Annotated in this window: 13 protein-coding genes and 3 rRNA genes; 1 reads left to right on the top strand and 15 read right to left on the bottom strand. The window is 64.3% G+C overall.

What is annotated here, in order from left to right:
- Window positions 1-54 precede the first annotated feature (54 nt).
- From rrf to AC25YV_RS02690, 7 genes are all read right to left on the bottom strand, one after another.
- A 5S ribosomal RNA gene (rrf, locus tag AC25YV_RS02720) occupies window positions 55-171 on the bottom strand.
- A 100-nt stretch (window positions 172-271) separates the two neighbouring features.
- A 23S ribosomal RNA gene (locus AC25YV_RS02715) occupies window positions 272-3,377 on the bottom strand.
- A gap of 414 nt (window positions 3,378-3,791) precedes the next feature.
- Window positions 3,792-5,315, bottom strand: a 16S ribosomal RNA gene (locus tag AC25YV_RS02710).
- The 16S, 23S and 5S rRNA genes sit together here, the layout of an rRNA operon.
- Window positions 5,316-6,058: 743 nt before the next feature.
- Window positions 6,059-6,877, bottom strand: a complete 819-nt coding sequence (locus AC25YV_RS02705; RefSeq protein ID WP_488122278.1) for a DUF4184 family protein — start codon at window positions 6,875-6,877, stop codon at window positions 6,059-6,061.
- A 3-nt stretch (window positions 6,878-6,880) separates the two neighbouring features.
- Window positions 6,881-8,194, bottom strand: a complete 1,314-nt coding sequence (gene tyrS, locus AC25YV_RS02700) for a tyrosine--tRNA ligase (RefSeq protein WP_488122305.1) — start codon at window positions 8,192-8,194, stop codon at window positions 6,881-6,883.
- A gap of 34 nt (window positions 8,195-8,228) precedes the next feature.
- The gene (locus AC25YV_RS02695; protein ID WP_488122277.1) at window positions 8,229-8,939 is read right to left on the bottom strand and encodes a hypothetical protein; all 711 of its coding nucleotides are present in this window, start codon (window positions 8,937-8,939) and stop codon (window positions 8,229-8,231) included.
- Window positions 8,936-9,592 carry a SatD family protein gene (locus tag AC25YV_RS02690; RefSeq protein ID WP_488122276.1) on the bottom strand — a complete coding sequence of 219 codons (657 nt, stop codon included), beginning with the start codon at window positions 9,590-9,592 and terminating at the stop codon, window positions 8,936-8,938. The genes AC25YV_RS02695 and AC25YV_RS02690 overlap by 4 nt, the downstream gene beginning before the upstream one ends.
- A 93-nt stretch (window positions 9,593-9,685) precedes the next feature.
- Here AC25YV_RS02690 and AC25YV_RS02685 point away from each other — a divergent pair, with 93 nt between their 5' ends.
- Window positions 9,686-10,201 (top strand): hypothetical protein, encoded by a 516-nt coding sequence (locus AC25YV_RS02685; RefSeq protein WP_488122275.1) that lies wholly within the window; start codon window positions 9,686-9,688, stop codon window positions 10,199-10,201.
- A gap of 2 nt (window positions 10,202-10,203) precedes the next feature.
- Here AC25YV_RS02685 and AC25YV_RS02680 read toward each other — a convergent pair whose 3' ends face one another.
- From AC25YV_RS02680 to argC, 8 genes are read right to left on the bottom strand one after another with little or no spacing between them, the layout of a single operon-like run.
- Window positions 10,204-10,836: a SatD family protein gene (locus AC25YV_RS02680; protein ID WP_488122274.1), complete on the bottom strand. Its 633-nt coding sequence runs from the start codon at window positions 10,834-10,836 to the stop codon at window positions 10,204-10,206.
- Between the two features lie 43 nt (window positions 10,837-10,879).
- On the bottom strand, window positions 10,880-12,325 hold the full coding sequence (gene argH, locus AC25YV_RS02675) for an argininosuccinate lyase (protein WP_488122273.1): 1,446 nt from the start codon (window positions 12,323-12,325) through the stop codon (window positions 10,880-10,882).
- Between the two features lie 9 nt (window positions 12,326-12,334).
- Window positions 12,335-13,450 (bottom strand): heparan-alpha-glucosaminide N-acetyltransferase domain-containing protein, encoded by a 1,116-nt coding sequence (locus AC25YV_RS02670; protein ID WP_488122272.1) that lies wholly within the window; start codon window positions 13,448-13,450, stop codon window positions 12,335-12,337.
- Window positions 13,451-13,457: 7 nt separating this feature from the next.
- Window positions 13,458-14,381, bottom strand: a complete 924-nt coding sequence (argF, locus tag AC25YV_RS02665; protein ID WP_488122271.1) for an ornithine carbamoyltransferase — start codon at window positions 14,379-14,381, stop codon at window positions 13,458-13,460.
- The gene (locus AC25YV_RS02660; RefSeq protein WP_488122270.1) at window positions 14,378-15,574 is read right to left on the bottom strand and encodes an acetylornithine transaminase; all 1,197 of its coding nucleotides are present in this window, start codon (window positions 15,572-15,574) and stop codon (window positions 14,378-14,380) included. Before AC25YV_RS02660 ends, argF begins: the two co-directional genes overlap by 4 nt.
- Window positions 15,571-16,470 (bottom strand): acetylglutamate kinase, encoded by a 900-nt coding sequence (gene argB / locus AC25YV_RS02655; protein WP_488122269.1) that lies wholly within the window; start codon window positions 16,468-16,470, stop codon window positions 15,571-15,573. The genes AC25YV_RS02660 and argB overlap by 4 nt, the downstream gene beginning before the upstream one ends.
- Window positions 16,467-17,624 carry a bifunctional glutamate N-acetyltransferase/amino-acid acetyltransferase ArgJ gene (argJ, locus tag AC25YV_RS02650; protein WP_488122268.1) on the bottom strand — a complete coding sequence of 386 codons (1,158 nt, stop codon included), beginning with the start codon at window positions 17,622-17,624 and terminating at the stop codon, window positions 16,467-16,469. The genes argB and argJ overlap by 4 nt, the downstream gene beginning before the upstream one ends.
- Window positions 17,621-18,697 (bottom strand): N-acetyl-gamma-glutamyl-phosphate reductase, encoded by a 1,077-nt coding sequence (gene argC / locus AC25YV_RS02645; protein WP_488122267.1) that lies wholly within the window; start codon window positions 18,695-18,697, stop codon window positions 17,621-17,623. The genes argJ and argC overlap by 4 nt, the downstream gene beginning before the upstream one ends.
- Window positions 18,698-18,711 lie beyond the last annotated feature (14 nt).

The following is an 18,711-nucleotide window of genomic DNA, read 5'->3' as shown; positions in this document are numbered from 1 at the left end:
ACCCCTAAAACGCGAAAGGGCCACCCAGCATTGGGTGGCCCTTTCTCGAAAGAAGTCCGGCGGTGTCCTACTCTCCCACAGGGTCCCCCCTGCAGTACCATCGGCGCTGTGAGGCTTAGCTTCCGGGTTCGGAATGTAACCGGGCGTTTCCCTCACGCTATGGCCGCCGAAACACTATTGATGTTTCAATCAGCATAACAAAGTCATTGTCATGCGGTTCTCGACCGTACATCGAGAACCACTCAGTGGACGCAAGCACCAAAAACGGTGTGTTATCAAGTCATCGGCTTATTAGTACGAGTCAGCTACACGTGTTACCACGCTTCCACATCTCGCCTATCAACCCAGTAGTCTGGCTGGGAGCCTCTCGCCCGAAGGCATGGAAGTCTCATCTTGAGGCCGGCTTCCCGCTTAGATGCTTTCAGCGGTTATCCATCCCGAACGTAGCTAATCAGCGGTGCTCTTGGCAGAACAACTGACACACCAGAGGTTCGTCCAACCCGGTCCTCTCGTACTAGGGTCAGATCCTCTCAAACTTCCTACGCGCGCAGCGGATAGGGACCGAACTGTCTCACGACGTTCTAAACCCAGCTCGCGTACCGCTTTAATGGGCGAACAGCCCAACCCTTGGGACCTACTCCAGCCCCAGGATGCGACGAGCCGACATCGAGGTGCCAAACCATGCCGTCGATATGGACTCTTGGGCAAGATCAGCCTGTTATCCCCGAGGTACCTTTTATCCGTTGAGCGACAGCGCTTCCACAAGCCACTGCCGGATCACTAGTCCCGACTTTCGTCCCTGCTCGACCTGTCAGTCTCACAGTCAAGCTCCCTTGTGCACTTACACTCGCCACCTGATTGCCAACCAGGTTGAGGGAACCTTTGGGCGCCTCCGTTACTTTTTGGGAGGCAACCGCCCCAGTTAAACTACCCACCAGGCACTGTCCCTGAACCGGATTACGGTTCGAAGTTAGATATCCAGAGTGACCAGAGTGGTATTTCAACAATGACTCCACATGAACTGGCGTCCATGCTTCAAAGTCTCCCACCTATCCTACACAAGCCACACCGAACACCAATACCAAGCTGTAGTAAAGGTCACGGGGTCTTTCCGTCCTGCTGCGCGTAACGAGCATCTTTACTCGTATTGCAATTTCGCCGAGTTCGCGGTTGAGACAGTTGGGAAGTCGTTACGCCATTCGTGCAGGTCGGAACTTACCCGACAAGGAATTTCGCTACCTTAGGATGGTTATAGTTACCACCGCCGTTTACTGGGGCTTAAATTCTCAGCTTCGCCTTGCGGCTAACCGGTCCTCTTAACCTTCCAGCACCGGGCAGGCGTCAGTCCGTATACATCGTCTTGCGACTTGGCACGGACCTGTGTTTTTAGTAAACAGTCGCTACCCACTAGTCTCTGCGGCCTCCAAACGCTTTCGGAGCAAGTCCTAATACGTCGAAGGCCCCCCTTCTCCCGAAGTTACGGGGGCATTTTGCCGAGTTCCTTAACCACGATTCTCTCGATCTCCTTGGTATTCTCTACCTGACCACCTGAGTCGGTTTGGGGTACGGGCAGCTAGAACCTCGCGTCGATGCTTTTCTTGGCAGCATAGGATCACCCACTTTTCATCCGCATCGTGTCTCAGCCTATGTGAGCGACGGATTTGCCTATCGCTCGGCCTACGCACTTGCACCAGGACTACCATCGCCTGGCTGGGCTACCTTCCTGCGTCACACCTGTTAATACGCTAACCGCACCAGCATGGGGTCGAGCGTTCACCAAGACGTCATCACCCCGAAGGGATCCGATCATTCCTGGCTAGGACTCTTAGCACCACTGGATTAGCTTGGGCGGTTCTTCGCCGGTACGGGAATATCAACCCGTTGTCCATCGACTACGCCTGTCGGCCTCGCCTTAGGTCCCGACTTACCCAGGGAAGATTAGCTTGACCCTGGAACCCTTGGTCTTTCGGAGGACGTGTTTCTCACACGTCTTTCGCTACTCATGCCTGCATTCTCACTCGTGTAGCCTCCACGGCTGGTTCACACCGCCGCTTCGCTGGCCACACGACGCTCTCCTACCCATCAATACGGCTGGACCACGAAGGCCTACCAAAAATATCAATGCCACAGCTTCGGTGGCGTGCTTGAGCCCCGTTACATTGTCGGCGCGGAATCACTTGACCAGTGAGCTATTACGCACTCTTTCAAGGGTGGCTGCTTCTAAGCCAACCTCCTGGTTGTCAAGGCAACTCCACATCCTTTCCCACTTAGCACGCGCTTAGGGACCTTAGATGGTGGTCTGGGTTGTTTCCCTCTCGACTATGAAGCTTATCCCCCACAGTCTCACTGCTGCGCTCTCACTTACCGGCATTCGGAGTTTGGCTGACGTCAGTAACCTTGTAGGGCCCATCGGCCATCCAGTAGCTCTACCTCCGGTAAGAAACACGCAACGCTGCACCTAAATGCATTTCGGAGAGAACCAGCTATCACGAAGTTTGATTGGCCTTTCACCCCTATCCACAGCTCATCCCCTCAGTTTTCAACCTAAGTGGGTTCGGTCCTCCACGCGCTCTTACACGCGCTTCAACCTGGCCATGGATAGATCACTTCGCTTCGGGTCTAGGACATGCGACTGAATCGCCCTATTCAGACTCGCTTTCGCTACGGCTACCCCACTCGGGTTAACCTCGCCACATATCGCTAACTCGCAGGCTCATTCTTCAAAAGGCACGCTGTCACCCCTACTAAGGAGGCTCCAACGGTTTGTAAGCAAACGGTTTCAGGTACTATTTCACTCCCCTCCCGGGGTACTTTTCACCTTTCCCTCACGGTACTTGTCCGCTATCGGTCATCTGGGAGTATTTAGGCTTATCAGGTGGTCCTGACAGATTCACACGGGATTTCTCGGGCCCCGTGCTACTTGGGATACTCTTCGCGCCAAGGGAGGCATTTCGACTACGGGGTTGGCACCCTCTTTGACCGGCCTTTCAAGACCGTTCGTCTATACCTTCTTGTAACGCCGGCTGCTCGGCAGAGCAACCTGAAAAGTCCCACAACCCCGAATACGCAACTCCTGCCGGATATCACACGTACTCGGTTTAGCCTGTTCCGGTTTCGCTCGCCACTACTAACGGAATCGCGGTTGCTTTCTCTTCCTGTGGGTACTGAGATGTTTCACTTCCCCACGTTCCCTCTACCCGCCCTATATATTCAGGCGGGAGTCACTAGGTCGGCAAGCCGCCCAGCGGGGTTTCCCCATTCGGAGACCCTCGGATCAAAGTGTGCTTATCCACTCCCCGAGGCTTATCGCAGATTGCTACGTCCTTCTTCGGCTCCAGATGCCAAGGCATCCACCGTTTGCTCTTAAAGACTTGAAATCACATGAGTTTTATCAGAATCGACGTCGAACCGAAGTCCGACATGAAATTGACTAATGATCTTTAAGATCATCTATATGAACTGACCGAAGTCAGCTCAAAGATGCTCGCGTCCACTGTGTAGTTCTCAAAGTACGGGCGGTACCCTCACCTCATGCCGAAAACGGCAATCAGAAAAGGCCCTGAGGTTCGTCTGCACCGAGCAAAAAGCCCGAGCGCATCCGGTCCCTCAGGACCCAACAGCGTGCATATGCCGGCAGCGTCACCAGAACCCTTCCAACTGCAAGCAGCGTACTAAGTTCGAGATCCCCCGATCGGCACCAAGTCAAATGTTCCACCCATGAGCTACCAGTCGAGAACATTCGTCCCGAATCTGGCGCCTGGACACCCCGAAGAGTGCCAGATGCTCCTTAGAAAGGAGGTGATCCAGCCGCACCTTCCGGTACGGCTACCTTGTTACGACTTAGTCCTAATTACCGATCCCACCTTCGACGGCTCCCTCCACAAGGGTTAGGCCACCGGCTTCAGGTGTTACCGACTTTCATGACTTGACGGGCGGTGTGTACAAGACCCGGGAACGTATTCACCGTGGCGTTGCTGATCCACGATTACTAGCGACTCCGACTTCATGAGGTCGAGTTGCAGACCTCAATCCGAACTGGGACCGGCTTTTTGGGATTCGCTCCACCTTACGGTATTGCAGCCCTTTGTACCGGCCATTGTAGCATGCGTGAAGCCCAAGACATAAGGGGCATGATGATTTGACGTCATCCCCACCTTCCTCCGAGTTGACCCCGGCAGTATCCCATGAGTTCCCACCATTACGTGCTGGCAACATAGAACGAGGGTTGCGCTCGTTGCGGGACTTAACCCAACATCTCACGACACGAGCTGACGACAACCATGCACCACCTGTTTACGAGTGTCCAAAGAGTTGACCATTTCTGGCCCGTTCTCGTATATGTCAAGCCTTGGTAAGGTTCTTCGCGTTGCATCGAATTAATCCGCATGCTCCGCCGCTTGTGCGGGTCCCCGTCAATTCCTTTGAGTTTTAGCCTTGCGGCCGTACTCCCCAGGCGGGGAACTTAATGCGTTAGCTGCGTCACGGAATCCGTGGAATGGACCCCACAACTAGTTCCCAACGTTTACGGGGTGGACTACCAGGGTATCTAAGCCTGTTTGCTCCCCACCCTTTCGCTCCTCAGCGTCAGTTACGGCCCAGAGATCTGCCTTCGCCATCGGTGTTCCTCCTGATATCTGCGCATTCCACCGCTACACCAGGAATTCCAATCTCCCCTACCGCACTCTAGTCTGCCCGTACCCACTGCAGGCCCGAGGTTGAGCCTCGGGGTTTCACAGCAGACGCGACAAACCGCCTACGAGCTCTTTACGCCCAATAATTCCGGATAACGCTTGCACCCTACGTATTACCGCGGCTGCTGGCACGTAGTTAGCCGGTGCTTTTTCTGCAGGTACCGTCACTTTCGCTTCTTCCCTGCTAAAAGAGGTTTACAACCCGAAGGCCGTCGTCCCTCACGCGGCGTTGCTGCATCAGGCTTGCGCCCATTGTGCAATATTCCCCACTGCTGCCTCCCGTAGGAGTCTGGGCCGTGTCTCAGTCCCAGTGTGGCCGGTCACCCTCTCAGGCCGGCTACCCGTCGACGCCTTGGTGAGCCGTTACCTCACCAACAAGCTGATAGGCCGCGAGCTCATCCCTGACCGAAATTCTTTCCAGCTGCTGAAGATGCCTTCGCAGCTCGTATCCGGTATTAGCAGCTGTTTCCAACTGTTATCCCAGAGTCAGGGGCAGATTGCTCACGTGTTACTCACCCGTTCGCCACTGATCCAGCAGAGCAAGCTCCACCTTCACCGTTCGACTTGCATGTGTTAAGCACGCCGCCAGCGTTCATCCTGAGCCAGGATCAAACTCTCCGTAAAGAAATTTTGCTGACCACGACCGGAAAAAGGTCGAAGCAGCGAGTTTGAACTGACCAAATGGATGTCATTGCTGACATATCCGTTGCCGACCCGAAGGCCGGACTTTGATCCAAAGGAATCTCATCCAGCCGAAGCTGGAACGAGGTAATTTGGCATTTGACAAGTGCACGCTGTTGAGTTCTCAAGGATCGGATGCTCCTGCTACTCGGCCTCTCGGCTCTGCCCGCAGGGCAACTTCACTATCTTACATGTCGCTCCGCGCCTGTCAAATCAGCGCTCCCGACAAAATGTCAGGAACAGCAGTCATCGACGGCTCTTCGAAGCTAGATCGGCCCCAGGCGTTCGGCCTCAAGCCAGCCCGCCGGGCAACTTCTCTAGTTTATCCCGCTCGCTCTTGCTTGTCAAATCGGCTCACCGCGACTGTTTAGCGTCTCCGGTCAGCACTCATCAGCAGTTCGAGGAGTGGGAACCTCATCCTAGACCCGAGGGTCGCGATCCTCAAGAGGATCAGGATGGGGGCGGTTCTCCGCTTGAGGGGGGTAAGGCTCTCGGCCTCTCCGCATCCCTGTGGGGCGAACAAGTAATAAGTTACGTGGCTCCCAGGGGTACGGCAAATCCTGCTCGGACCCCGGGCGTGTCGTCCTGCGTTTTCGCGGTTTTCCGCGGCTTCCGGTGGCTGAGCCGGCGCAGGCCGCACGGGGGACGCGCATAGGAGGCGCACGCAGACCAGATCGTGGGGGGAATCAGCCCGCTGCTCGTGCGGCACGCCGCATCGACGACCGCCGCACCTGGACGACCATCGCCAGCGCGACTGTCACGATGCCCCACACGGCGCACGCAGGCGGGAGCACGCGGTATGCCAAATGGGCCACTGTGAAGTCATCGTCGAGCGGGCCGAAGGAAGCGAGGCCCCAAGACCACGCACCGATGAGGGCCGTCGGCAGCGAGAGCCACCACACTCCGCGAACCCACGCGGAGAGGATCCGCTCAACAGGTGCTGTGTTCGCTCGGGCGAACCAGACCAGCATCCAGACGCCGATGATCGCAAGCCCGATCACGCTGGAACCGTGCTGGAGCCAGGCGTATCCCGCCAGCGGACCCCACCGCTGGTCGAGCACCGGGACAAGGGCCACTCCCCAACGTCCCTCATGGGTGAACAGATCCCACACGATGTGAGTCACGACGCCGAAAGCCAGTGACAGGACCGTCATCGTCAGCGCTCGCACCGAGAAGCCACCGGGCCTCGGGAATCCAATCGTCTCGCGGAACGCCCCCGTCGCGGGTGCGTCCCAGTCAACGGGAAGCCGTTCGGCGAGCCAGCGCGGTGACAGCTCGCGAACCGCCGGCCGCAGAAGGCAACGCCACACGAGCAGCAGGACGAAAGCGAGCAGGATCGTCGCCGCGATCCACGTCAGGTCATGCGTGCGGCCGTAGTGCAACGCAAGTCCGCGCACGAACAGCGGCAGATCCGGGGTCATCGCGCCGATCGCGATCGCCGCCGGCACGAGCGGCGTCCGCACGAACGGCAGCGCGACGACAGCGTGGCTCGGCGTGAACGGCATTTCTCAGGCGTCGACGAACACGCCGGCCAGCGTCTTCTTGCCGCGTCGCAGCACCGACACGCCGCCGGGCAGTGCGCCCATGACCTCGGCATCGTCACCCGTGACCTTCACGCCGTCGAGCGAGACGCCGCCCTGCGCGATGGCGCGTCGGGCTTCGGACAGGCTCGCGACGAGCCCCGTCTCGACGAGAGCCTGAGTCACGGGGGTGCCCCGCGCAACGCTGGTGTTCGGCAGTTCGTCGAGTGCCGTGCGCAGGGTCGCCGCGTCGAGCGCGTGCAGATCACCCTGGCCGAACAGCGCATCGGATGCTGCGATCACAGCCGACGTCGCGTCGACACCGTGCACGTAGGTCGTGACCTCGCGCGCGAGTCGCCGCTGCGCCTCACGGCGGAACGGTTCGGCGGCGACGAGCCGCTCGTACTCCTCGATCTCGTCGCGGGTGAGGAACGTGAATACCTTGAGGCGCGAGATGACATCGGCGTCATCGGTGTTGAGCCAGAACTGGTACATCCGGTAAGGGCTGCACATCGCAGCATCCAGCCAGATCGCGTTGCCCTCGCTCTTACCGAACTTCGTGCCGTCGCTGTTGGTGATCAGCGGTGTGCCGATCGCGTGCACCGAGACACCCTCGACGCGGTGGATCAGATCCGTGCCGCTCGTGAGGTTGCCCCACTGGTCGCTGCCACCCGTCTGCAGCACGCAGTCGTACTGGCGGTACAGCTCGAGGTAGTCCATGCCCTGCAGGATCTGGTAACTGAACTCGGTGTAGCTGATGCCGGCCTCGGAGTTGAGCCGAGCTGCAACGGCGTCTTTCTTGAGCATCGTGCCGACGCGGTAGTGCTTGCCGACTTCGCGAAGGAAGTCGATCGCACTCAGCGGCGCCGTCCAGTCGAGGTTGTTGACCAAGCGAGCGGCGTTGTCGCCGTCGAAGCTGAGGAATCGCTCGACCTGTGAGCGAAGGCGGGCGACCCACTCCTGGACCGTTTCGCGCGTGTTCAAGGTGCGCTCGGCCGACGGGCGAGGATCGCCGATGAGACCGGTGGATCCCCCGACGAGCCCGAGCGGCTTGTGGCCGGCCAGCTGAAGGCGGCGCAGCAGGAGGAGCTGTACGAGGTTGCCCAGATGCAGGCTGGGAGCTGTCGGATCGAAGCCGCAGTAATACGTGATCGGGTCGCCCGACAGGAGCTCGCGGAGCGCAGTCTGATCGGTGGACACATGCACGAGTCCACGCCAGACGATCTCGTCCCAGACGTTCTCGAACGTCGGATCGTTGGCGGGCGCGGTCGCGCTCACGAGGCTGGATGACACGCTTTTCAGGTTATCAGCGCAGAAGATGGAGCTCGTGCCGCCCTCAGCGCGCGGCCCACCACACCAGCAGAGCGGCGGCGAGAGCGAGCACCCAGCTGACGAGGCTGCCGACGAGGAAGAACTCAGCCCGATTGCCGTCGCTGCTGTCACGCGAGATCTCGGGGAAGCGGACGATTCCCTTCGCCGCGAGGACCGCAGCGATGAGGGTGTAGGCGCCCGCGAGCATCAGAGCGAAGACGAGCACGCGCTCGAGCGGGCCGATGAGTCGCCCACCCTTGAGACCGCCCGTCGTCGTGGTCTCGGTCTCATCTGCACCCGCCGTGTGCTCGGCGCGCAACGCCGTGCGCACGACGATGTTGCTGGATTCGAGCAGGAACGCCACCGCGCCGGCGACGAGTATCAGCAGGTCGACGGGCACGCTCGTGCCGGGCGCCGGCAGCGCCCACAGCGTGTCGAAGGCGGGGGTCGCGGAGCGAGGACCCGCGACGATGACAGCCGCCGCGACGGCCGCCCCGAGAAGACCGACGGGCCACAGCCCGGCACGGGCGCCGCCTCGGGCCGGCATCGTGAGCACCCAGACCGCGGCGACCGCGAGGGCGACCAGTCCCCAGAGCGCGGCGTCGACGAGCACGGCGACGAGGAAGAGCAGCACTGCGGCGAGCGCCATCGCGATCCCACGGCGGCGCGTGGTCTGGAACTGACGGATCAGGTCGGCGGTGCCGACGGCGAGCAGGGCGAGCCCGGCGACGATCATGCGCGCACCTCGCGAACGAGCTGCGTCAGCCCTTCGAGGATGGACCCTGCGCCGGCAGCCGCGAGCGCCTGCGACACGGCGGACTGACTGATGCCTTCGGCCCGCGCGAGATCCCCCTGCGTTTCGCCGAGGCACCGCCCATAGGTCAGGCGCCGGGCGCGAGCGCTCATAGCCCCCACGATGTGATCGTGCGAGAGCGCGTAGGCGTTCGCGAGGCGGACGGTCTGTGCCATGGCGGCATCATGCCCTGCCGCGGCGACGACCCACGTGCGTGCGCTCGGCGCGGTGCGTTTCTGCAGGCCGTGAACGATCTCGATCGCGTCGCGCGCGGCCCACCAGCCGGGCCCTTCCGAGAGGACGCGTGTGGCCGTGGCGACGGACTCGATGGACCCCACCCCCAGACCGAAACGCAAATCGAGCCCCGGGGGCAGCGCCAGCCTGAGAAGCGCAAGCCACCTCGTCGCGGTCGGCAGGTCGCTGAACACGGCCTCGAACTCGTCGCCGACCGTGGCGCTCATCTTGACGTCGGCCCGACCGAACGCGTGCTCGATCTGGTCGATCACGCGTTCGATCGTGTGCTGCGCCGCCACCCGATCGAGCAGGCGGCGTGAGCCGACGATGTCTGCGATCACGGCTACCGACGGACTCTGCATCCGACGAGCGTATGGGCTCTCAAGGTGCCCGCGCACTGTGCGGCATGATCGGAACCGACGAATGCATCGACCCCCGATGACCTGGAGACTCCCATGATCCTTCTTGCTTCGGCCGCCCTACTGGCGGTGGCGGCCCTTGGAGCCGCGACGCTGGTCTCTCGCGCGCGCTGGTCGCAGGACGCCTGGGTCGTCGTCGCCTGTGTCGTGCTGTGCATCGCCGCAATCGTCTTTGTCCTGCTCGCACCCCCGCCAACTGTGTTGGATCGGGTGATCCTCGCCATCTCGACGCTCGGCGCGGCCACGACGGCGGGCTGGCCGGTCACAGGGAAGGTGCTGGAGCGGGCTCTCCAGATCCCGTCGGAGCCGAGCGACGAGCTTCCAGCGACGGGATGGGTGGGCCTCGTCGAACGATTCGGATTCACTCTCGCGCTGATTCTCGGCCTCCCCGAAGTCGCCGCACTCCTTCTCGGCGTCAAGGCGCTCGGCTCATACGCGGTTCCCGCCGAACGCGGAAATACGACTCCCGCCGCCCGCGTCCTGGGAACCCTGACCAGCGTGGGCTGGGCTCTGCTTGCATCGGCCGGCTACCTCATCGCGGCGCAGGACTGACCTCACGCACCTCCGAGGAGCAGGTTGTCCAGCGCGAGCTTGAGCGCCGTCGCGCCTGAGCGCTGAAGCGCCTGCGAGATCGCGGACTGGGACACGCCCTCGTCGCGGGCGATGTCGGCCTGCGACCGGCCGATCCAGTACTCCCCCGCGATCCGTCGATGCCGCGGCGTCATCCGCGTGACGACGAAGTCGCGCGACACGAGGAAGGAATTCACGATGTCGTCCTGCGCGGGCGTGCCACACGAGAACCACGCGCGAAGGTATGGGTGACCGTGGTCCTGCCGGCGATGGACGGCGGCGATGGCCTCGCGCGCGCGCCACCACGCGGGGCCGTCCTGGATCGAGGTGCCTCCCACGCTCCGCTCGACCTGCTGGTACTCCCCCTCGCCGAGCCCGAACCGACAGTCGATATCCGATGGCAGGAGAACACGCACGAGCATCGTGACGCCGAGCGCTGCCTGCGCGGTGGGGTAGACGGACTGGAATTCGTCTCCCGCCGTGGCCCACAGAGGCTCGGCGGGCTGGACGACGGCGTGAGCCACTTCGAAGGCCCGATGGACGGCCACCTGCGCCTCCTGGCGATGGGCCAGATCTCGCGAGCGAACGATGTCGGTGATGACTCCTACGCCATGCATCCCGCCATCATACGCTTATTTGAGTTCAATATAAGGATGAGATCTAATTCAGGCCGAGCGCAAGCGCTGACGCCTGCACGCGTTCGATCAGCTGCGTGCGCTGCTCCGCGACGCGCTGCGGGGCGGTGCCTCCGACCCCATCACGGCTGGCGACCGACCCTTCGATCGTGAGGACGCTGCGCACCTCGGGAACCAGGTGCGCAGACACCTCGGCGAGCAGATCATCGGAGGCATCCTCGAGTCCGATCCCCCGCGTCTCGCAGGCCCGGACGAGCGAGCCCGAGATCTCGTGCGCGTCACGGAACGGGACTCCGCGCTTGACGAGCCACTCGGCGACATCCGTCGCGAGCGAGAATCCCTGGGGCGCGAGCTCAGCCATGCGTTCGACGTCGAAGCGCATCGTCGCGATCATGCCCGCGAACGCCGGCAGCACCGTCTCGAGGGTTCGCACCGAGTCGAAGACGGGCTCCTTGTCTTCCTGCAGATCGCGGTTGTACGCGAGCGGGAGTGCTTTCAGAGTCGCGAGCAGGCCCGTCAGGTTGCCGAGGAGTCGACCGGCCTTGCCCCGCGCCAGCTCAGCGATGTCGGGGTTCTTCTTCTGCGGCATGATGCTCGAACCCGTCGAGTAGCGGTCATCGAGCGTGACGAAGCCGAACTCGCGCGTGTTCCACACGATGATCTCTTCGGCGAACCGCGACAGGTCGATGCCGATCATGGCGGCGATGAAGGCGAACTCCGCGACGACGTCACGGGCCGAGGTGCCGTCGATCGAGTTCTCGGCGGGCCGGTCGAGGCCGAGTTCGGTCGCGACGAGCTGAGGGTCCAGGCCCAGCGTGGATCCGGCGAGGGCTCCGCCGCCGTACGGCGAGACGACGGCCCGCGCCATCCAGTCACGCAGTCGTTCGACATCGCGCACGAGCGGCCACGCATGTGCCTGCAGGTGGTGAGCGAGCAGCACGGGCTGGGCGTGCTGCAGGTGGGTGCGCCCGGGCATGATGGCACCGGGGTGCGCCTCAGCCTGCGCGACGATCGCATCGACGACTCGCAGGATGTCGCGCGTGATCGTGCGCGCGTGGTCGATCAGATACATCCGCACGAGCGTCGCGATCTGGTCGTTGCGACTGCGTCCGGCGCGCAACTTGCCGCCGAGGTCGGGGCCGACCTCGGCGATGAGCGCCTGTTCGAGAGCGCCGTGCACGTCTTCGTCCGCCTCGGCGGCGACGAGGGTGCCGTCGGCGACTCGGCGGGCGAGCGCGTCGAGTCCGACGTGCATCGCGTGCTCCTCATCGGCGGTGAGGTAGCCGGCCGCGGCGAGCGCCTTCGCGTGCGCGTGCGAACCCGCGATGTCGTACAGCGCGAGGTCCCAGTCAAAGTGCGTCGAGCGACTCAGCACAGCCAGTTCGGGGGCAGGCCCCGAGGCGAATCTCGCACCCCACAGCGCGCCTTCGTTGGTGCCGTGGTCATCTGTCGTCGGGGTGTCGTCACTCACCCCGACAGCTTATCGGCGGGACCGCGTGCGCCCGGCGTCGGTCCGGACGATGAGTCGGGCGATCCGGTCGAACACCCACTCGAGCGGGCCGCGACCGATGAGCAGCGCCCATGCCGTGCAGAACACGACGAGGATCAGCGTCATAGGCCAGAACGGCTCGAGCGCCCGGAAGCCGCTGAGGTCTCCCGCGCGTCCGACGACAAGGGTCGCAATGATGGCCCACGCGACGAGCTGCGCCGTGTAGGCCGTCAGCGGCATGGCGCCGACCGCCCGCAACGGCAGCACGACCCATGTGAGTGGTGTGCGGCACAGCAGCAGGCAGCCGCCGATGACGGCGATCGCGAAGCCACCCGATCCGATGACCTCGAACAGGCCACTCGAATGCGGCTCGACCTGCAGGGCGCCCTCGGTCGCGCCGATACCGCGGCCCACTCCGTAGCCGAAGAGCGACACGACGGTCCCCCACAGCAGCATCCGCACCTGCACGCGCGCCCGACGGATGTCGGCACGCGCGACGCCAAGCCCCGCGAGGACGAACGCGATCCAGACGGTGAAGGGGTAGTGCCAGCCGAGGATGAGCGACAGTTCGGATCCACCCACCGACGACCACACAGGCAGTGCGTCCAGCGATACCTGCACGAAGGGCATGACGACCCCGAGCACTCCCGCGATGATCAGCAGAACGCGCGCCCTGAGGGAGACGAAGGCGAGCGCGAGCAGGAACATGATCGCGTACGCCGGCAGGATGACGTAGACAGGCACGCCCGTCTCGATGAGCACGACGCCGAGGACCCACAGCAGCGCAGCCCGCACGGCAAGGCGCAGCCGCGCGATCATCATCGGCGATCCGCGCAGCGGCGTCGCTCCGCCCGTCACGAGCCCGATCGATACGCCGGCAAGGGTCGCGAACAGGATCGACGAGCGTCCGTCGACGACGGCGATCCATGATTCTGGTTCGGGCCACTCGAACGCGACCTCGATGGCGATGAGGTGGGCGGTCAGCATGCCGATGACGGCGAGGCCGCGCGCGAGGTCGACGCCCGTGACCCGACCCGCGCCGTTCAGTCGCTGCCAGCGCGACGCAAGCCACGTGCGCGATGCGACCGACTTCTCGTTCACCGTCATGGTCGGGTCACCGCTGCCGCAGCAGCCAGACGAGCAGCGCCTTCTGCGCGTGCAGCCGGTTCTCGGCTTCATCCCACACGACACTCTGCGGGCCGTCGATGACGTCGGAGTCGACTTCGTACCCCCGGTCGGCCGGCAGGCAGTGGATGAAGATGGCCTCGGGGTCAGCGAGCTGCATGATCTCCTCGGTCACCTTGTAGGCGCCGAGGTCGCGAAGCCGTGCGAGCTTCTCTTCTTCCTTGCCCATCGACACCCACGTGTCGGTCACGATGACATCGGCACCTGCGGCCGCCTCGATCGCATCGGTGTACAGCGTCACCGACCCGCCCGTTTCGGCAGCGCGGCGATCGGCGTCTGCGATGACGTCGTCGCGCGGCGAGTACTCCTCGGGCGACGCGACGCGTACGTGCATCCCCGCCGTGACGCCGGCCAGGACATACGAGTGCGCCATGTTCGACTTGCCGTCGCCGAAGAAGGCAAGGGTGAGGCCCTTCAGCTCACCCTTGTGCTCGCGGATCGTCAGAAGGTCGGCCAGCAGCTGGCACGGGTGGAAGTCGTCGGAGAGGGCGTTCACGACCGGTACGCGCGTGTCCCGCGCCATCTCTTCGAGGCCCGCCTGCGCGTAGGTGCGCCAGACGATCGCCGCGACCTGCCGCTCGAGCACGCGCGCCGTGTCGGAGGGGGTCTCCTTGCCGCCGAGCTGGCTGTTCGCCGTCGAGATGATCAGCGGCGAACCGCCGAGGTCGGCGATGCCGACGGCGAACGAGACCCGCGTCCTCGTCGAGGACTTGTCGAAGATGACCGCGACGGTCTGCGGCCCCGCGAGGCTCTTGTCCGCCCAGCGGTCCTTCTTGAGCTCGATGGCGAGATCGAGGATCTCGCTCTGCTCGGCCTGCGTCAGATCGTCGTCGCGCAGCAGATGACGGGTCATGCGTTTCCTTCCAGGTCCGCCTCGACGGCCGACAGGGCTGCCGCGAAGAGCGTCTCGAATTCGTCGACCTCGACGTCGGCGATGTTCAGTGCCGGCACGAGCCGGATCGTGCTGTCATTGGGGGCGTTCACGATGAGTCCGCGCTGCATCGCCGCCTCAACGACCTGCTTCGCGACGGGATGCCGCAGCCCGACGCCGATGAGCAGTCCGAGGCCGCGGCATCCGGTCACCAGGGGTGAGTCGATGCGCGCGATGACCTGCGTCAGCTGCGCGCCGCGCTCGGCGGCATTGGCGAGCAGGCCGGACCGCTCGATCTCGCCGAGGACGGCGTTGGCTGCCGCCGTGCCGAGAGCGTTGCCGCCGAACGTCGTACCGTGCGTGCCGGGGTAGAACAGGTCGCTCGCGGCTTCGAACGTGATGAGGGCACCGATGGGGAACCCGCCCCCGATGCCCTTGGCGACCGTGATCGCGTCGGGCACGATTCCCGCGCGCTGGAAGGCGAACCACTCCCCCGTGCGGCCTGCGCCGGTCTGGATCTCGTCGATGATGAGCAGTGCGCCGTGCCGAGCCGTGAGCTCACGGGCCGCTTCGAGGTATCCCGCCGGCAGCTCCACGACGCCCGCTTCGCCCTTGACTGGTTCGAGGAACAGCGCAGCGACCCGGTCATCGAGCGCCGCTTCGAGCGCCTCGATGGTCGAGTCGATGAACTCGACCCCCGGCGTCATGGGCAGAAACGGTTCCTGCATCGCGGGCTTGCCGGTCAGGGCGAGCGTGCCCATCGTGCGGCCGTGGAAGGCGTCCGTAAGAGCCAGGATGCGCGGACGCTCCGTGCCCCCGTGCAGGCGGGCGAGCTTGAAGGCGGCCTCGTTGGCCTCGGCGCCGGAGTTGCCGAAGTACACCCGACCCGCATCGCCCGTGCCGGCGAGGCGCTTGAGGCGTGCCGCGAGCTCGAGCTGCGGCGGCGTCGCGAAGAAGTTCGACACGTGTGCCAGGATCGCCGCCTGCGATGCGACGGCGTCGACGAACACGGGGTGGGCGTGGCCGATCGAGGTGACGGCGATGCCTGCGAGAAAGTCCAGGTAGCGGCGTCCGTCGGCATCCCACACGTGGGATCCCTCGCCGCGGACGAGCATTGCCATCCGCGGTGCGAAGCTGCGAACGAGGTCTCGTCCTTCGTCGTCCTGCCAGGTCATGCGCTCACCACTTCTGTTCCGATTCCCTTGCTGGTGAAGATCTCGACGAGCACCGAGTGCGGCACGCGGCCGTCGATGATCGCGGCCGTCTCGACGCCGCCCTCGACCGCTTCCAGGCATGCGTTCATCTTCGGGATCATGCCCGACTCGAGGTGCGGAAGCATGTCGCGCAGCGCGCTCGAGGTGATGTGCGAGACGAGCGAGTCGCGGTTCGGCCAATCGGCGTAGAGACCCGCGACATCGGTCAGGATGACGAGCTTGGCGGCACCCAGCGCAACGGCGAGGGCTGACGCCGCGGCATCCGCGTTCACGTTGAGCGAATGGCCTGCCTGGTCGAGATCGGGGGCGATCGACGAGACGACGGGGATGCGCCCCGCGGCGATCTGATCGAGCACGGGCTGCGGGTCGACGTTCACGACGTCGCCCACGCGGCCGAGATCGTGCTCGACGCCCTCGATCACGACGCCGCGACGGCGACCGCCGAACAGCCCCGCGTCCTCGCCGCTCAGCCCCGTGGCGACGGGGCCGTGGGCGTTGATCTTGCCGACGAGCTGCGGGTTGATCTGTCCGGTCAGCACCATGCGCACGACCGAGATGGCTTCGGTCGAGGTGACGCGGTAGCCGCCCTTGAACTCGCTCGGGATCTCGAGCCGGTCGAGCATCGACGAGATCTGCGGTCCCCCGCCGTGCACGACGACGGGCTTGATGCCGACGTAGCGCAGATACGCGATGTCGGCGGCGAAGGCGTCCTGCAGCTCTTCGGAGACCATCGCGTTGCCGCCGTACTTGATGACGATGATCTGGTCGCTGAAGCGGCGCAGCCACGGCAGGGACTCGATGAGCGTGATCGCTCTGCGGCTCGCTTCGGCGGGATCGGTGTCCTGGATGTCTGTCATGAGGAGTAGGCGCTGTTCTCGTGGACGTAATCGTGCGTGAGGTCGTTCGTATAGATCGTCGCCGCCGCAGGACCCGTCTTGAGGTCGATCAGCAGGGCCGTCGCGCGCGGCGTGAGGTCGACGTCCTCGCGGGGTCGGTCGGGTCCGCCCTGCGTGCACACGCGCACGCCGTTCATCCAGACATCGACGTCGTACGGGTCGAAGGCCGCCTCGGTCGTGCCGATCGCGGCGAGCACGCGCCCCCAGTTGGCGTCGTTGCCGAAGATCGCGGCCTTGAAGAGGTTGTTGCGGGCGACGGATCGGCCCACCTCGACGGCGTCGTCTTCGGATGCCGCGCCGACGACCTGGATCGTGATGTCGTGGCTTGCTCCCTCGGCGTCGCCCTGCAGCTGCACGGCGAGGTCCGTGCACACGTCGATGAGCGTCCGGCGGAAATCGTCGGGGTCCGGCGTCGTACCCGACGCACCGCTCACCATCAGGGTGACCTGGTCGTTCGTGGACATGCAGCCGTCGGAGTCGAGTCGGTCGAAGCTCACGCGCGTCGCCGCCCGGAGGTGCGCGTCGGCCTCGGCAGCGGTCAGGACGGCGTCGGTCGTGAGGACCACGAGCATCGTCGCGAGGCCGGGCGCCAGCATCCCGGCACCCTTCGCGATCCCGCCGATGGCCCATCCGTCTGAGGTGACCGCGCTCGTCTTGGGCCGCGAATCGGTCGTCATGATGGCTTCGGATGCCGCGGTGCCGCCGTCGTCCGAGAGCTCGGCTATCGCCTGCTCGGTGCCGGCCAGCACTTTGGCGCGGAAGACCTCGTCGCCCGTGCCGATGAGCCCCGTCGAGCACACCTGGATGTCGCCCGCGCTCACGTCGAGGAGCGCCGCCGCCTTCTCTGCGGTCGCGTGCGTCGTCTGGAACCCGAACGCGCCCGTGAAGCAGTTCGCGCCACCGGAATTGAGCACGATGGCCTCGACCACGCCGTCCTGGATCGCGCGCTGCGACCACAGGATGGGATTCGCCTTCGCGCGGTTCGAGGTGAACACGGCCGCACCGACCTTCAGCGGGCCGCGATTGACGACGACGGCGACATCGGGCTTACCGGTCGACTTGAGTCCTGCGGCGACTCCGGCCGCTTCGAAACCTCGGGGTGTCGTGACGCTCACGGCGCAACTCCGTTCACGCTCAGCGCCGTGCCTTCGGCGAGACCGAGCGCGATGTTCATGGACTGGACAGCGGCGCCTGCCGTGCCCTTGGTGAGGTTGTCGAGGGCGGTGACCACGACGACACGGTTCGCGGCACGATCGACCGCGAGACCCATGAGCGCCGTGTTCGCGCCCAGGACGTCGGCCGTGCGCGGGAATTGCCCCTCGGGCAGAACCTGCACGAACGTCTCACCGTCGTACGCGGCCAGCCAGGCGTCGCGGATCGCGGCATCGGAAGCACCGCCGGTGATCGGCGCCGTCGAGGTCGCGAGGATCCCCCGGGCCATCGGCACGATGACCGGGGTGAATGAGATGCGAATGCCCTCATCGGCGGCCACGGGTTCCGCGGCATCCCCGCGATGTCTTGCGGCGGCGAGCGCCTGCCGGATCTCGGGGATATGCCGGTGCGTGCCGCCGACCGCATAGGGATTGGCGGAGCCGAGGATTTCGCTGGCGAGCAAGTTCGTCTTGAGGCTCTTGCCCGCTCCGCTGGGGCCGACCGCGAGCACCGTGACGATGTCGGAGGGGTCGATGACCCCCGCGGCCATGCCCGGCGCCAGGCTCAGGCTGACAGTCGAGGCGTTGCAGCCCGGCGCGGCGATCCGCGTCGCACCGACCAGCCGGTCGCGCTGCTTCATGCCGGCGACCGGCAGTTCCGGTACGCCGTACACCCACGGGTCATGGAAGTCGCCCCCGTAGAAGCGGTCCCAGTCCGACACCGATTCGAGGCGGTGGTCCGCACCGGCGTCGATCACGAGCGCGGTGTCGCCGAGAGCGTCGGTGTACTGGCCGGATTGGCCGTGGGGCAGCGCGAGGAAGACGATGTCGTGCCCCGCAAGAACCTCGGGCGTCGTCTCGCGCAAGGTCAGGTGCGCGAGCGAGCGCAGGTGCGGCTGATGCTGGATGAGTGGCTGTCCCGCGTTCGAATGCGCGGTCACGGTGCGGATCTCGACGTCGGGATGCGCGGCGAGGATCCGAAGGATCTCACCGCCCGCATAGCCGGATGCGCCGGAGACGGCGACCGAATATGTCATGGATTCCACCTTAG

This window comes from Microbacterium sp. Y832, from assembly GCF_057669765.1.
This window is presented reverse-complemented; position numbering and strand designations above follow the sequence as displayed.

Coding starts and splice junctions, on each gene's coding strand:
- AC25YV_RS02680 (WP_488122274.1), bottom strand. CDS start 10,836: ATGCATGGCGTAGGAGTCATCACCGACATCGTTCGCTCGCGAGATCTG.
- argC (WP_488122267.1), bottom strand. CDS start 18,697: ATGACATATTCGGTCGCCGTCTCCGGCGCATCCGGCTATGCGGGCGGT.
- argF (WP_488122271.1), bottom strand. CDS start 14,381: ATGACCCGTCATCTGCTGCGCGACGACGATCTGACGCAGGCCGAGCAG.
- AC25YV_RS02685 (WP_488122275.1), top strand. CDS start 9,686: ATGATCCTTCTTGCTTCGGCCGCCCTACTGGCGGTGGCGGCCCTTGGA.
- AC25YV_RS02670 (WP_488122272.1), bottom strand. CDS start 13,450: ATGACGGTGAACGAGAAGTCGGTCGCATCGCGCACGTGGCTTGCGTCG.
- AC25YV_RS02695 (WP_488122277.1), bottom strand. CDS start 8,939: ATGATCGTCGCCGGGCTCGCCCTGCTCGCCGTCGGCACCGCCGACCTG.
- AC25YV_RS02705 (WP_488122278.1), bottom strand. CDS start 6,877: ATGCCGTTCACGCCGAGCCACGCTGTCGTCGCGCTGCCGTTCGTGCGG.
- AC25YV_RS02660 (WP_488122270.1), bottom strand. CDS start 15,574: ATGACCTGGCAGGACGACGAAGGACGAGACCTCGTTCGCAGCTTCGCA.
- argB (WP_488122269.1), bottom strand. CDS start 16,470: ATGACAGACATCCAGGACACCGATCCCGCCGAAGCGAGCCGCAGAGCG.
- AC25YV_RS02690 (WP_488122276.1), bottom strand. CDS start 9,592: ATGCAGAGTCCGTCGGTAGCCGTGATCGCAGACATCGTCGGCTCACGC.